General features: G+C 47.1%; 11 protein-coding genes and 1 pseudogene. 7 read left to right on the forward strand and 5 right to left on the reverse strand.

What is annotated here, in order from left to right; genetic code table 11:
* Positions 1-18: 18 nt before the first annotated feature.
* From radA to B5F78_RS00130, 4 genes are all read left to right on the forward strand, one after another.
* Positions 19-1392, forward strand: a complete 1374-nt coding sequence (radA, locus tag B5F78_RS00115; RefSeq protein WP_013617289.1) for a DNA repair protein RadA — start codon at positions 19-21, stop codon at positions 1390-1392.
* Positions 1393-1467: 75 nt separating this feature from the next.
* Positions 1468-1854 (forward strand): GxxExxY protein, encoded by a 387-nt coding sequence (locus tag B5F78_RS00120; RefSeq protein ID WP_087405631.1) that lies wholly within the window; start codon positions 1468-1470, stop codon positions 1852-1854.
* Positions 1855-1924: 70 nt separating this feature from the next.
* The gene (locus tag B5F78_RS00125) at positions 1925-3592 is read left to right on the forward strand and encodes an NAD(P)/FAD-dependent oxidoreductase (RefSeq protein WP_087405632.1); all 1668 of its coding nucleotides are present in this window, start codon (positions 1925-1927) and stop codon (positions 3590-3592) included.
* Between the two features lie 78 nt (positions 3593-3670).
* On the forward strand, positions 3671-4243 hold the full coding sequence (locus tag B5F78_RS00130) for a response regulator transcription factor (RefSeq protein WP_013617292.1): 573 nt from the start codon (positions 3671-3673) through the stop codon (positions 4241-4243).
* Between the two features lie 161 nt (positions 4244-4404).
* Here B5F78_RS00130 and B5F78_RS00135 read toward each other — a convergent pair whose 3' ends face one another.
* Positions 4405-5610 (reverse strand): alpha/beta hydrolase, encoded by a 1206-nt coding sequence (locus B5F78_RS00135; RefSeq protein WP_087405633.1) that lies wholly within the window; start codon positions 5608-5610, stop codon positions 4405-4407.
* Between the two features lie 429 nt (positions 5611-6039).
* On the opposite strand from B5F78_RS00135, the pseudogene B5F78_RS00140 reads away from it, so the two are divergent.
* Positions 6040-6716 (forward strand): annotated as a pseudogene (locus tag B5F78_RS00140) (acyltransferase family protein).
* Positions 6717-6943: 227 nt separating this feature from the next.
* Here B5F78_RS00140 and B5F78_RS00145 read toward each other — a convergent pair.
* Entirely contained in the window at positions 6944-9289 is a 2346-nt protein-coding gene (locus B5F78_RS00145) for a sugar-binding domain-containing protein (RefSeq protein WP_239473354.1), read from the reverse strand.
* A 126-nt stretch (positions 9290-9415) separates the two neighbouring features.
* Between B5F78_RS00145 and B5F78_RS00150 the strand changes: the two genes are divergently transcribed.
* A complete protein-coding gene (locus B5F78_RS00150) occupies positions 9416-9808 on the forward strand; it encodes a hypothetical protein (protein WP_087405635.1) in 393 nt (130 codons plus the stop codon).
* Positions 9809-9885: 77 nt separating this feature from the next.
* On the opposite strand, the gene B5F78_RS00155 is transcribed toward B5F78_RS00150, so the two are convergent.
* Together B5F78_RS00155 and B5F78_RS00160 are read right to left on the reverse strand one after the other, a co-directional pair.
* Entirely contained in the window at positions 9886-11130 is a 1245-nt protein-coding gene (locus B5F78_RS00155; protein ID WP_087405636.1) for a hypothetical protein, read from the reverse strand.
* A 19-nt stretch (positions 11131-11149) separates the two neighbouring features.
* Positions 11150-12343 carry an OmpA family protein gene (locus B5F78_RS00160; RefSeq protein ID WP_087405637.1) on the reverse strand — a complete coding sequence of 398 codons (1194 nt, stop codon included), beginning with the start codon at positions 12341-12343 and terminating at the stop codon, positions 11150-11152.
* Positions 12344-12642: 299 nt separating this feature from the next.
* On the opposite strand from B5F78_RS00160, the gene yfcE reads away from it, so the two are divergent.
* On the forward strand, positions 12643-13182 hold the full coding sequence (yfcE, locus tag B5F78_RS00165; RefSeq protein ID WP_087247186.1) for a phosphodiesterase: 540 nt from the start codon (positions 12643-12645) through the stop codon (positions 13180-13182).
* A gap of 214 nt (positions 13183-13396) precedes the next feature.
* Here the strand turns inward: yfcE and B5F78_RS00170 are convergent, their stop codons facing one another.
* Positions 13397-14758, reverse strand: a complete 1362-nt coding sequence (locus B5F78_RS00170; RefSeq protein ID WP_087405638.1) for a DUF5723 family protein — start codon at positions 14756-14758, stop codon at positions 13397-13399.
* Between the last annotated feature and the right edge of the window lie 11 nt (positions 14759-14769).

A 14769-nucleotide genomic window follows, 5' to 3' on the forward strand; every position in this document is an offset into this window, starting at 1 on the left:
AACAGAAAAGGGAAAGATATGGCTAAAGAAAAAACGGTGTATGTATGCACCCATTGCGGATACGAATCGCCCAAATGGGCAGGCAAATGCCCTTCGTGCGGACAATGGAACACATTTACGGAAGAGGTGGTACGCAAGGAAACACCGGTGGCAAAACACGCGGCGCACGGCATCGAAAGCGTACGCTCGAAACCACAACAACTGCACGAAATCACTTCGAGCGAAGAGTTGCGCATCGACATGGGAGATGACGAGCTGAACCGGGTACTGGGAGGCGGGCTGGTAGAAGGCTCGCTCACCCTGATAGGAGGCGAGCCGGGCATCGGCAAGTCAACGCTTATCCTTCAGACGGTATTGCGCCTGCCCGGCCTGAAAGTGCTTTACATCTCGGGCGAAGAGAGTGCCCGCCAACTGAAACTGCGTGCCGACCGCATCCCGCATCCCGAAACGACGCAGCTGCTGATAGCCTGCGAAACGTCATTGGAACAAATCTTCACCCACATCAAGAACACAGCTCCCGCCCTGGTCATCATCGACTCCATACAGACCATTTCGACCGAAACCATCGATTCTTCGCCGGGAAGCATCGTGCAAGTACGCGAATGTTCGGCAGCCATCCTCAAGTTCGCCAAAGAGACAGGCACGCCCGTCATCCTCATCGGACATATCAACAAGGAAGGAAGCATCGCCGGACCGAAGGTGCTGGAACACATCGTAGACACGGTACTGCAGTTCGAGGGCGACCAGCACTACATGTACCGCATCCTGCGGAGCATCAAGAACCGCTTCGGGAGCACGGCGGAGCTGGGCATCTACGAGATGAGGCAGGACGGGCTGAGGCAAGTGAGCAACCCGTCGGAACTGTTGCTCACGCAAGACCACGAGGGAATGAGCGGAGTGGCTATCGCCTGCGCCGTAGAAGGCATACGCCCGTTCCTCATCGAAGTGCAGGCACTGGTGAGCACGGCAGCCTATGGCATGCCCCAGCGTTCCGCCACTGGATTCGACCTGCGGCGGATGAACATGCTGCTCGCCGTGCTGGAGAAACGGGTAGGCTTCAAGCTGGCGCAGAAGGACGTGTTCCTCAACATAGCCGGAGGACTGAAAGTGAACGACCCTGCCATCGACCTGGCGGTCATCAGCGCCATCCTTTCGAGCAATATGGACACGGAAATAGAAACCGGCGTGTGCATGGCGGGCGAAGTGGGCCTGAGCGGTGAAATCCGTCCGGTGAACCGCATCGAGCAGCGCATCGGCGAAGCGGAAAAACTGGGCTTCAAGCGCATGCTCATCCCCAAACATAATCTGCAAGGTCTGGACCGGAAGAAAATCAAAATCGAACTGGTACCGGTGAGGAAGGTAGAAGAAGCCTTCCGGGAACTCTTCGGATGATGTGTTTCTCTTCACCACAAAAAGATGCTTTAAAACGCAGATTTTCGCAGATTAACGCAAATTATATTTTTAGCTATGGTATATATTGACAAAGAAACAAACGAATTGGCATATCAAATTATCGGATGCGCCTATAAAGTCCACAAAGAATTAGGTCCTGGATTATTAGAAAGCACATACGAAGCTTGCTTATGTTATGAACTGGGCAAACTCGGCATCAAATTTGAAAACCAAAAAGAACTTCCGGTCATTTACGATAATACACATATCGATTGCGGATACAGGATAGACATTATGGTAGAAAGGAAAATCATTGTTGAACTAAAAACAGTAGAAAAACTTTTACCTATTCATACCGCCCAGATTTTGACTTACCTAAGACTAAGCGGAATACACTTAGATCTACTGATAAATTTCTTCAATACTAACTTGCAAAACGGAATAAGAAGATATGTACAATAAAATCATAATCTGCGTCAATCTGTGAAAATCTGCGTTTCAAAAAACTTACAAGCGAAAAAACAACAAACCTATGATACAAGAACTTCAATTACGAGTACTGCCCGAACAGGCAGCAAGCGATGACAACATCAAGCAATACATCAGCCGGGAGAAGGGGCTGGACGCACGGACCATCAAGGCGATACGCATACTGAAACGGAGCATCGACGCACGCCAACGAACCATTTTCGTCAACCTGAAAGTACGGGTGTTCATCAACGAAATGCCCGAAGAAGAAGCTTTTACACATACTGAATACCGCAACGTGGAGGGGAAACCTGCCGTCATCGTCGTGGGAGCCGGACCGGGAGGACTGTTCGCGGCACTGAAACTGATAGAACTGGGGCTGCGTCCCATCGTGGTAGAACGGGGGAAAAACGTACGCGAACGCAAGGAAGACCTGGCACGCATCAGCCGTGAGCACAAAGTGGACGCCGAATCGAACTACAGCTTCGGCGAAGGCGGAGCAGGTGCCTACTCGGACGGAAAGCTCTATACCCGGAGCAAGAAGCGGGGAAACGTGGAAAAGATACTGAACGTGTTCTGCCAGCACGGAGCGGACACCTCCATCCTCATCGACGCACACCCGCACATCGGGACGGACAAACTGCCGCGCGTCATCGAGAACATGCGCAACACCATCCTTGCCTGCGGAGGGGAGGTGCACTTCCAGACACGCATGGACGCGCTCATCATCGAACACAATGAAGTGGCGGGCATCGAAACGAATACGGGCAAGACGTTCCGCGGCCCCGTCATCCTTGCCACAGGACATTCGGCACGCGACGTGTACCGCTGGCTTTATACCCACGACGTACACATCGAGCCGAAAGGCATAGCTGTAGGAGTAAGGTTGGAACACCCGTCGATGCTCATCGACCAAATCCAATACCACAACAAGGCGGGACGGGGAAAATACCTGCCCGCGGCGGAATACAGCTTCGTGCAACAGGTAGACGGACGGGGCGTATACAGCTTCTGCATGTGCCCCGGAGGATTCGTGGTGCCGGCGGCAAGCGGTCCGCACCAGATAGTGGTGAACGGAATGAGCCCCAGCAACCGGGGTACGAAATGGAGCAACTCGGGGATGGTGGTGGAACTCCGCACGGAAGACCTCGCCCATCCCGACCTGCAACTGCAGGCATGCGAAGCTTTCCCCAACTCGGCGGAAGCACAGACCGAAACCCTGATAGCACAGGCAAAGACGGAAGAAGGAACAGTACACCCGCTGGCGATGATGCGTTTCCAGGAAAAGCTGGAACAAATCTGCTGGCAACAGGGAAACATGCGGCAGACGGCTCCCGCACAACGGATGGCAGACTTTACCCGCAAGAAACTGAGCTTCGACCTGCCCCCCACGTCGTACAGCCCCGGACTGATTTCGTCGCCCCTGCACTTCTGGCTCCCGAGGTTTATCGGAGACCGCCTGAGCAAAGGTTTCCAGCTTTTCGGGAAAAGTTCGCGCGGCTTCCTTACCAACGATGCCGTGATGATAGCCGTAGAGACCCGCACTTCCGCCCCCGTACGCATCGTGCGTGATGCCGAAACGCTCCAGCACGTAACCGTAAAGGGCCTTTTCCCCTGCGGAGAAGGGGCAGGCTATGCAGGCGGCATCGTCTCGGCAGGCATCGACGGAGAGCGGTGTGCCGAAGCTGCCGCTGCCTACCTCCATCTTTCACCACAGATTACACAGATTTAGAAATAATTCACCACAGAATACACAGAAAAAATGAATGAATTTAATCTGTGTAATCTGTGGTGAAAAAAAACGCATACCATGCCACATACACCTGAAATTGCCATCCTCGAACAAAACACGCTGGCTGCACTCGGATTGCGAACCATTCTCGAAGAGCTGATACCCAATGCCGTAATCCGTATGTTCTCGTCTTTCGGACAACTGATAGACGACACGCCCGACATGTATGCCCACTACTTCGTGTCGGCACAAATCTACTTCATGCATACCGCATTCTTCCTTGAACGGCAACCGAAAACCATCGTGCTTTCGAACGGGGAACATCCGCAGCTGAACGGCGTACCCACGCTGAACTGCACCCTTGCACAAGACGAACTGCTGAAAGCCATCGTGCGCCTGCGCCAGTACGGGCATCACTCCTTACCTCCCCTGCACGCCACCGCGCACGACCTTTCGCCCCGCGAAATCGAAGTGCTGGTGCTCCTTACCAAAGGCTGCATCAACAAGGAAATAGCCGAACGGCTCAACATCAGCCTCACCACGGTCATCTCGCACCGCAAGAACATTACCGAAAAGCTGGGCATCAAGTCGGTGTCCGCCCTCGCCATCTACGCCGTGATGCACGGATACGTGGAAGCCGACCGCGTGTAGGTTGTCTTTCACCACAGATTACACAGATTAAAATAATTTTATATGAATGCCCGCATCTTGCCAATCAACCTGTAGGGGCGTATGCGATACGCCCCTACATTGGCTGTTTGCGGATATTCAAATAATTTTAATTGAAAATCTGTGTAATCTGTGGTAAAAAACTACCGGAACAGCTCCGGCAAGAAATGATTCAGGTACTTGCGCCAGTTGCTCCAGATATGCCCGCCGTCCGTTTCCATGTACTCATAACGGTAGCCCTGGGCATCGAACCGTTTGCGGAGCCCCACATTGTCCTGATACAGGAAATCGGCAGTTCCGATGGCGATGAAATACAGTTTCGGAGCCTCGGCAAACTGGCGGGCAAGCTTCGTGTCAAGGTCGGCATAGACAAAAGCATTGTCTCCCTTTGCCTCACGGTTGACGGCTGCCGAAAACAAACCTACATAATCGAACAGGTCGGGATAGTTGGCAGAGATGTAAAGCGAATGGAATCCGCCCATCGACAGGCCCGCAATGGCACGGTGCGCCTTGTCGTTCACCGTGCGGTAATGCGACTCCACATACGACACGATATCGGGAAATGCCACCTCGAACGAACCTTCCATCGTCTTCGGATTCATAAACGAAGGCTTGTACATGCTGTTCGGGTACTCGCCCGGAGCAGCTTCCTGCCCGCCGTTCCCGTTCGGCATCACCACAATCATCGGTTTCGCCTTGCCTTGCGCTATCAGGTTGTCGAGTATCTGCACGGCACGCCCCAGTTCGCTCCACGCATTCTCGTCGCCCCCGGCACCGTGAAGCAGGTAGAGCACAGGATAACGCTCCGTACCGTCCTCGTAACCTGCCGGAGTATAGACCGTCATGCGGCGGCGCTCCATCCCCAGCTTCGGACTGGGATACCACACCTTCGACACCGTGCCGTGAGGCACTTCGCGCACAAAATAGTTGGCAGACAGCTCACCGTCGACCAGAAAATAATTGGTATACGTGGCTATGTCGCGGAGCATATATACGTTGCTGGGATCCACCATCCGCAACCCGTCTACGTAGAAACAATACGTGTGCAATTCGGGCGCAGGCATCGGAGTCTCCAGCGTCCACACGCCTGCTGTGTCGCGCGTCATCGCCTGACGGAGAGGCATCTCTACCGCCCCCAGCGGAGTTTGTTTCTGCACCTTGCCGAAATAGTCGGCTTCTACCGTCACTTCTTTTGCCGCCGGTGCCAACAGGCGGAATGTGACTGTCTGCGCCGCCGTATCCACTTCCGGCGAAACGATTTTCCCTGTGTTTACCGCAACGGTCTCTTGCGATTGGGCAGCGAGTGCGAACAGGCATCCCGCCGCCAGCATCCATAATCTTTGTTTCATACTTATCGTTTTATTAATACGTTGACAAAATTAGCACAATTCCCGCAAAGGTATTCCGCTTTCCTCACAGATTATATCAAAAAATAAAATATTTTTTTAGGAACTGTTTTGAATTTATCGTATGCTGATTTAGGATGAGTTTTGAAGACCCCAAAAACTGCCAAAGCACACACGAAAACGAACACATCAAGACGAGAAAAAACTTTTTGTAGAAATTCAAAACAGTTTTTTAATGAAGACTTTACTTTTATAGCGGAATATCGAAAACAAGCATTATCCATTATCTTTGCATATACTACAAGAAGGTAGAGAAAGTAAAGAATGAAGAATAAAGGGCAATGGCACTGCTTATGCTATCAGCCTAAAAGGTGTTGGCTTCTACTTGACTTCTTACCTCCTGTAAGTTTCACAAATTAAAATATTTTACGCATGAAAAGCAATGTATATCTTGCCTCTAAGCCACGCTACGAAATACTGGACGGACTACGCGGTGTAGCCGCTGTGCTTGTCGTAGCCTACCATTTGTTTGAAACCTATTACCACGGCGGTACCAGCCAGCCCATCAATCACGGCTATCTTGCTGTAGACTTCTTTTTTGTCTTGTCGGGATTTGTCATAGGGTATGCTTACGATGACCGATGGGACCGTATGTCGACATGGGGATTTGTCAAAGGTGGTGCTCGGCAATGATTGTCGTATTACTGTGCATGCCCTGGATGGGATTAGGTCCGGAAGGAAACGCACGCTGGACAAACGGGCTTTACGAAGCTGCCTGTATCCTGGTTTTCTTTCCGCTTATCGTATCCATAGGCGCCGGAAGCAGCGTAAAGGGAAGCACCTCGGAAAGCATCAATAAGTTCCTCGGCGACATATCTTTTCCACTATACATCACCCATTACCCGCTTATTTATATGCAAATGGCATGGGCAAACAGCCACAAATATGCCCCCACAGGCACACACATATTCGTTGCAGTCAGCACTTTCCTGCTTGCTATTCTGATAGCATACGGAGCTTACCGCCTCTATGACCTGCCAGTACGTGAATGGCTGAAAAAGCAATTGTTCAAACCTGCCACCCTTTCTGATGCAAATAAGACAAAATGAATGTCCGCCCACAGCCAATATATAGTCCTGAAAAATGAATATATACTGCATACGCGGTTGAATATATACTGCATACGCATTTGAATATATACTGCATACGCCTATGGATATATACTGCGTTTTCAACTCAGCCGGATTGGCTAACCGTGGACATTCATAATAAACAATACCAACCGGCAGCACACGGATGATGCCAGTCTCTGTGTGCTGCCCCCAATGCTTCAACGTCACCTGAACGAAAGAGAAAGACGCTGCTTCACATCCTTTCCGCCGATATCCCCGACAGATACCTGTATGCTTGCTTTACCGCTCTTCTTATTGGAACGCACCACCAGCAATGCACGTCCTTTCCATAAGCGATGCGTAGAATCGAAATACGGGTCTTCATCTTTGATGTCGGCATTGCCTAAAGCAAGCAACGTAGCCGCCCCCTCGACAGATACCGATAACCGGTTATCAGCCACCGGTACGGTCTGCCCTTCCGCATCGATTGCCTCTATTACTATAAACGAAAGGTCCTGCCCGTCGGCATTGAGCTTACTTCGGTCCGCTGTAAGGCGCAGAGCAACAGGTTTTCCTGCTGTTCGCAAGGTCTGTGTTTCAATTGTTTCTCCATTGCGGATGCCTTCAGCTTTCAGCACACCCGGTGTATATGCCAAGGAAAATACAGCTTTCATTTCCGCTACCGGCTTTTCCTCTATCAGTTGGTCATTCAAGTAGAGCCGTACCATAGGATAATGTGAATATACTTCCACTTCTATCGGTTTACCTTCATGCCCTTCCCAATTCCATGAAGCAAAAGTAGGCCACGTCCCCCACTGCGTAGTCTGTATTTTTCCTTTGTAGCCATCAGGCTCTTTTACGGCGATGTACAAATGCTCGTCTCCCGCATCATTCCACAACATAGAGCGGTAATGGCTGATAGGTTTGCGCAGTCCCGTCAGGTCGATATCGCCACAATAAGCAGCATGCCACGGATAAAGCGGACGGTGGTAATGCTCACCCGGCACATCGCCTTCGTAATACCAGCGTCCAATGCCCGACTCACCGATATAGTCTACCGCCGTCCATACAAAATCACCGATAATGTATGCATGGTCTTTTACTTTACGGAAATTCTTCCAGGCATCGTTGGGATACGATTCGGTCTGCATCATGATGCGTGAAGGGACACGCTGATGATCTCCCTCTGATTTATGTATCATATAATTATACCCCACAATATCGTGTGCTTCAGCCAACGGGTCGTATATCTCCCAGTCTTTGTCCCATGCGGCAAGCGCCGATGTCACCGGACGTGTCGGATCCAGTTTGCGGCAAAGGCCTGCCAGTTTGCGTGCCGTAGTCACGACCTCTATCTTCTTCCGCTCAATGACCTCATTACCGATGCTCCAGCAGAAGATGCTGGGATGATTGCGGTCGCGGAGCACCATCGCTTCAATATCACGTTTCCACCATTCGTCAAACAACGTATGATAATCATACGTATTTTTGGCATCACGCCAACCGTCGAAAGCTTCATCGATAACCAACAGCCCCAACTCGTCGCAAGCATGAAGAAAAATTTCCGAAGGAATGTTGTGTGAAGTACGTACGGCATTGAAACCAGCCTGTTTTATCAGCTCTGCTTTCCTCCATTCGGCACGGTCGTAGGCAGCCGCTCCCAAAATGCCGTTATCGTGGTGCAGGCATCCTCCATTCAACAAGATAGGTTTCCCGTTCAGCCGAAACCCTCTTACAGCAGAATAGGCCAAAGTACGGAAACCGAAGCGTTCTTCTTTACAATCCACTGTTTTCCCCTCTTCGGTCACGGTGATGCGGGCAGTATACAAGTTTGGGGTATCGGGCGACCAAGGCTTTGCATCGGATAATGCCAAGGTATGTGTCACGCCAATCCGCGCACCCGGCTCCAGCACAATTGTTTCAGTCTGATGCTGTCCGGATACTTCTGTTTTTACTTCAACTGTCCTCTTTTCATCCGTTTCGTTCTCAATGTCAGTCTTAATAACGGCTGTATGCAGGTCGGGAGTGGTCACCTGAATGCCCCAATTGGCGATGTGCACCAGTTCACTTTCAACCAGCCACACATTACGGTAAATTCCCGAACCTGTATACCAACGGCAATTCTTCTGCTGCGAATTATCAACTCTGACCGCCACCGTATTCTTTCCCGTTTTCACATACGATGTAATATCTACAAAAAACGAAGAATAGCCATACGGATGCCCGCCTGCACGCTGCCCGTTGACATAGACCTCCGAGTTCATATAGATTCCTTCGAAATAAAGTTGGTATTTCCTGCCCTCAATAGCCTTGGGTAGTTCAAACGTCTTGCGGTACCATCCGATGCCGGCAGGTAAATAGCCTCCATCATTACCGGCTGGTGCATCCTTGTCAAAACGTCCTTCGATGCTCCAGTCGTGCGGAAGCGTCAGTTCCCTCCACACTCCGTCATCAAATACTTCGTTTTTTGCTTCTGCGATATCACCTAAACGGAAACGCCAGCCATTATTGAACAATTGTTTTCCGGAAGATGCCGACACCGAAAGGCACAGCACCAGCAATGCATACATAAGAATCTGTTTTTTCATGGGTATCAATTTTGGTTTCTGAATCTGTTGCAAAAATAAAGAAAATATCCGCCAGATTTCAAGAATTTGTTTACCTTTGTATTCACTCACATCAAAAAACTTCTATTTATGAAAAAACTATCTCACCTTACCCTTGCCATCGGCTTTGCCGGTATATGCCTCACCGCATGCACCAGCTACAGTGCCCAAGATTACGTGAACGACATGAAAAACCTGACCGAAGAAACTCTCAAAAATGCATCTACCTATACGGAAGAAGACTGGAAACGGGTAGGCGAAGAATACCGCAGCATCAATGAAAAAGGCAAAAAAGTACTGGAAAACATGACCGAAGACCAACGGAAAGAACTGGAAAAATTCTCAGAAAAGATGTCGGACAAAGCTGCCGAGTTCAATCATGAGGAACTGAAAAAGCAATTCGATGATATTATGGAACAGGCAAATGATTTTGTAGATGATATAAAACAGCAGCTGCAAGATCTGAAAGAGGAGAATGAATAAGAAAGCTAAAGCGAGGCTGCTTATCAAACAACCTCGCTTCCCTTGGATTAACTACAATCTATGCATGAAAGAGAGAACTAATTCGCATAATAAATCTTGTAGGTGCAAATATTATTACCCTGATAACGTATAATTTGATCTACACGACCATTTACCATTTCATAATCAAACTTATACATATTATTTGAAGTTGTAACCATATCATTTTCCTCTGTTTCTACTAAACATGGAGAACGGCGACCCAAAAAGTCAAACTGAGCAAATGCACCATTCATATCTGTTCCTGTTGCATCTAAGTTAAAACCAGAGAATGTACAAACTCTGTTTAAATCTACTGAATTTGAATTCACATCATCATTTGTATAGGTATAAGTCCAATCCGTTGCCCAATAAGGATAATGGGCATAAACCATATTCCAATTAGCATCATACTCAACACCTATATAATCATTCATGGTCTTTCCTCCCGTAAGATGACCTTCATCATCATAATCATACCACGTAATAGCCTCACCATCAGTCCGCATTTCGGTAATATAACCATCTTTATTAAGATAACCCTCAAAAACCATACGGTCATCAAGCATAGCCGTTACTTTCTCTGCATCATACCGATAAGTCCATATCCAATAAATATTATTTTCATTTTCTCCATAAGCATACGAAGCGATACGTCCGTGAGTATCATATCCATAAAGATAAACTTCATCACTTTGATAATAAGGAGTATTATTATGCTTTTCTATTCGTACGATAAGTTGATTGTCAGAGAACTGTGGCTGATATGGACAATCGGTTCCCGGTTCCGGTGTCGGTTCAGGTTCCGGCTCATTATAATCACCTACACGATAATAATAATAAATGATAATATAATCGCCATAAAATCGGTAAATGATCAAGATACGCTCGGTAAGCTGGAAGATATACCAACGTTCGCCTCCCAAAGTAACAGAAGGACCTTCACCGTCATAACCGCTTCCACCGCCGATAATGGGTCCACTCCCCTCATCTGCATTCCAATCGAAGCTTTCTCCGGCACTTCCACCGGTTCCGCTTCCTCCATTACCCCATGAACCTATTCCGTTTTCTCCAAAATCCAGCCATGGAACATCACTTATATTTATATCTTCTGTCACTTCCCCCGTACTGGGATTTGCCATTTCACCTCCTGTGGGATTCCAACGACCAATCAGCATTTGTGCCACGCTCGGCTGTCCGTCTTCTATCACAATGGTTTCAATGCCGTCTTTATTACACGCAGACATCAATACAGCCAGCAATAAAAACGCAAAGCTATTTATTATTGCATTTATCTTTTTCATAATCTTTCCTCCTTATATGTTATTCGGTAATTTCAAATTCTACACGACGGTTCATCAAACGACCTTCCGGAGTATCATTGGTCGAAATAGGACGCGTCATTCCGTAATATTCATACGACAAATGACTGGGTTCTACACCCGCTTTCAACAAATAATTGTAAACGGCCTCCGCACGTTTTTTCGAAAGTTCCATATTGTAATCGGCATCACCAACATTGTCCGTATGCCCTCTTACAACCACATGAATCGGCGTATTCTTCATCAAGCGCACAATTTTGTCAAGATACGGATACGACTCTTTCTTGATGGTACTCTTATCAAATTCAAAATTAATGATGTCTATCGCACAAATGGTCTTACCTGTAATAGACTCGCCCTTACCCAGCAATTCCATAATTTCCTCCAATGTATAGCAAGGCTTTTCTTCCACCACCGGTTTTTCTTCCACTACTACCGGTTCGGGTACATATACAGGTTCTACGACTTTCTTTTTAGGTGTCCGTTTAAAGATACTCAACGGCACAGAAAGCGAAGCGGTTATCTCAAGTCCCTGCAATTTCCGGTTACCACGGATGTCATACCAGAAACGATTAACAGCAATAGCCTCTCCACTCTTTTCCATATCAGTGTAGGTATCGGTAAACCCATACTGATAATTGGCTTCCAAAGCAAACTGCAAACGTTTGCCTCCGTTCAAATGAATGGGTATTTTCACTCCGGCTCCTACTGCACCGGCAAAATAAGTGTTTGCCATATTGGCTTCAGAAACATCCACTTTATAATCCATACCATGTTCGGTGAGCGATATATCACCGCCACGCACAAAGCCGACAACCGGAGCCACATACACATACGGACGTACGCTTTGATAATCACCAAAATTAAAAATCAAAGGCAGACGCACGTCTACATATTTCGCCTTCAATTTATAATCCAAATCACTGTCGCTGATTTTAGTCCCTCGCGAAAGCCAGTCCACTTCTGGACGGATAGAAAACAAACGGTTCTCACCGAACTCAAATTCAGCAAAAACCCCTCCTACACCACCAAATAGCATTTTCGGGTCACGATTTTTCAACTCGGAATACTTAGCCCACGAAAGCCCCATTCCTCCTTTTACACCGAAATAAATCCGATCGGCCGACATTTGAGAAAACGCCGATAAGCCTAGGATAGAAAACACTGCCAAAAACAAAAATTTTCTGCTCATCATATCTTTCTCTTTTTATAATTTTTATAAATATAGAGAGATTCAAGATATTATACAAACCTTCATTTCCAGCTTTTATCACTATATACACAAAAAAGAAGTCCAAACGGACGAAAAGCAGACTTATGCTGTAAAAAAAAGTAACAACAGTCTACCAATAAAACACCAGGAGCGTATGTTGACGGACAGAGAGACAGATTGATTTTTTTTTGAATCGAATGAAGGATTCACCAGAGAATGAGAAATATTCTCCAATTCTTTCTATTTTTGCAGGCGAATAACAAACTATTAACACCAACTTTATGAAATATGTAATCGTATCCGACATCCACGGCTCTTTGCCCTGCCTGCAACAAGTAATGAAATTCTATGACGCAAACCAATGCGACGTACTTTGCATCTTAGGTGACATACTGAACTATGGTCCACGCAACAGGATTCCCGAAGGGCTGGACCCTAAAGGCATTGCTGAATGCCTCAATCATTTTTCGGGGTCAATCATTGCCGTCCGAGGCAATTGTGATTCGGAAGTAGACCAAATGCTACTTGATTTTCCGATACTTTCCGACTATGCCTTAGTAGCAGACAACGGAAAATTCCTGCTTCTGACACACGGACATCTATACAATGAAAACCGTTTGCCTAAAGGGAAATATGATGCTTTGTTCTACGGGCACACCCATCTGTGGCGACTGGAAAAACAAAATGGCATAACAATATGCAATACTGGTTCTATAACCTTCCCCAAAGGAGGGAATCAACCCACATTCGCCACTTATGAAAATGGAGTCATCACTCTCTATCATCTTGACGGTACAAAACTAAAATCACTGGAAATCTGAAAAAGACAAGAAAGACATCTCTTACCGAGCAGCATTGAAAATAAAGACAGACAAGACAAAATATGCTGCTTCTCTGTAAGAGAGTCTTTCTTTAATATATTTTATAACGCTTATATATCTGTAGTTGTCAACGCATATATATTACAACAGCAAAGCAAGTATATTCATTTCACCCTACACACATTACGAACAAACATTCTTACGTAAGAATCTTCTAGTCTCTGCTCTTTCCCAATGGAATAGACAACCCGATGAAGGCATTTACCGCTTTCGAGCTATTCCCAAAATACATATAGTCAGTACCTAAGAACAATGCTCCCAATTTCAAGGCAAGACCAAAAGACTTTCCTCCCGCCTGAATCGGAGAATAACTGGCAGCAATATTAAACCAGTTTTTCGGCCGGTAGGTGGCCGAGAATGTCAGTTCATTCAAGGTCTTAGGTTCAGCAAAGCGTGCGGTATATATAGCACCAACACTCAACTTATTATCCAGCAAACCATACTCACCTGCCAACAGGATAGTAGACGCCAACGTAGTCTTGGTATCTTCTGCAGCCTCTTTGTCTTGCACAAAATTGAAACGATCCATACTCAAGAAGTCTCCATCCAGAAAATCCTGATAATTGCTGCCTGTCACTTCAAAAGAGCCGTTAGCAGGTGCAGCTACTGTAGTTTCGCCTTCTTTCCATTTAATGAATCCTAAATCAAGTACAGCCGCTGATACGGTCAAGTTATCCCATACCTTGTAACTGGCTCCCAGGTCAATACCGAATCCTGCACCCGCTATGCCAAAATTGCTTCCGTCTATATCGAACCCATCAATCTGCCCCGTAGTTTCATCAAAACTCAAGCCTCCACCTTTCATTGTCGTGGAGACACGTGCATTAACCGTGGCACTACCATACGTCTGATAAGGATTCAGTTCCGTATAATCACCGTTTGTCAGTGCGTCATCCACATAAATATCGAAATTGTCAACAGCCATTTCGGCACGTGCTATCCCCAACAGCACTTTCACACGTCCACCCACAGAAAGTTTCTCGGTTATCTGACGGGAATATCCCAAGCCGATTTCGGCATAAGCATTCAAATTGAAGTTCATATTCGAGAAGCTACCATTGATATCTTCTGTATTATTTACCCTACGCAAGTATTCAAACATAGACTGGGGAATAGATGCTCCTACATCAGCACGTAAACCGACATTTACATTCCAGAAGCCCTTCCCCGCATACCAACCAAAAGAAAGGACATCGGTTTTGAGGTTTACATTCAGACGGTTGTCCGATTTCAACCGGCTGTACAAGTCATCATTTAGAAATATATCTTCTCCCGAATCAAGTACATCGATAATATCGTTGATGCCCAACACATTGGAAGACGTACCGACATTGAATGACCCTAGAACAGGTATATTAAAATATCCTCTCATAGGCTGTAATCCTGGATTCAATTCCAACCTTGAGCTAGTACCTTCCATAAAATAGGATGTCCGCAAATACTGGGCATGCATCGTCATACCCAATAAAAGACTACCTGCCACCAGCCAAATCCTTCTGTTTAAAAATCCCTTCATAAATATGCTCT

This window comes from Bacteroides sp. An279, assembly GCF_002159615.1.
Classification (GTDB): Bacteria; Bacteroidota; Bacteroidia; order Bacteroidales; family Bacteroidaceae; genus Phocaeicola; species Phocaeicola intestinalis.

What these genes read in the sequence shown, in the direction of transcription:
- radA (WP_013617289.1), top strand. Translation starts at nt 19, where the DNA reads ATGGCTAAAGAAAAAACGGTGTATGTATGCACCCATTGCGGATACGAA.
- B5F78_RS00120 (WP_087405631.1), top strand. Translation starts at nt 1,468, where the DNA reads ATGGTATATATTGACAAAGAAACAAACGAATTGGCATATCAAATTATC.
- B5F78_RS00125 (WP_087405632.1), top strand. Translation starts at nt 1,925, where the DNA reads ATGATACAAGAACTTCAATTACGAGTACTGCCCGAACAGGCAGCAAGC.
- B5F78_RS00130 (WP_013617292.1), top strand. Translation starts at nt 3,671, where the DNA reads ATGCCACATACACCTGAAATTGCCATCCTCGAACAAAACACGCTGGCT.
- B5F78_RS00135 (WP_087405633.1), bottom strand. Translation starts at nt 5,610, where the DNA reads ATGAAACAAAGATTATGGATGCTGGCGGCGGGATGCCTGTTCGCACTC.
- B5F78_RS00145 (WP_239473354.1), bottom strand. Translation starts at nt 9,289, where the DNA reads ATGTATGCATTGCTGGTGCTGTGCCTTTCGGTGTCGGCATCTTCCGGA.
- B5F78_RS00150 (WP_087405635.1), top strand. Translation starts at nt 9,416, where the DNA reads ATGAAAAAACTATCTCACCTTACCCTTGCCATCGGCTTTGCCGGTATA.
- B5F78_RS00155 (WP_087405636.1), bottom strand. Translation starts at nt 11,130, where the DNA reads ATGAAAAAGATAAATGCAATAATAAATAGCTTTGCGTTTTTATTGCTG.
- B5F78_RS00160 (WP_087405637.1), bottom strand. Translation starts at nt 12,343, where the DNA reads ATGATGAGCAGAAAATTTTTGTTTTTGGCAGTGTTTTCTATCCTAGGC.
- yfcE (WP_087247186.1), top strand. Translation starts at nt 12,643, where the DNA reads ATGAAATATGTAATCGTATCCGACATCCACGGCTCTTTGCCCTGCCTG.
- B5F78_RS00170 (WP_087405638.1), bottom strand. Translation starts at nt 14,758, where the DNA reads ATGAAGGGATTTTTAAACAGAAGGATTTGGCTGGTGGCAGGTAGTCTT.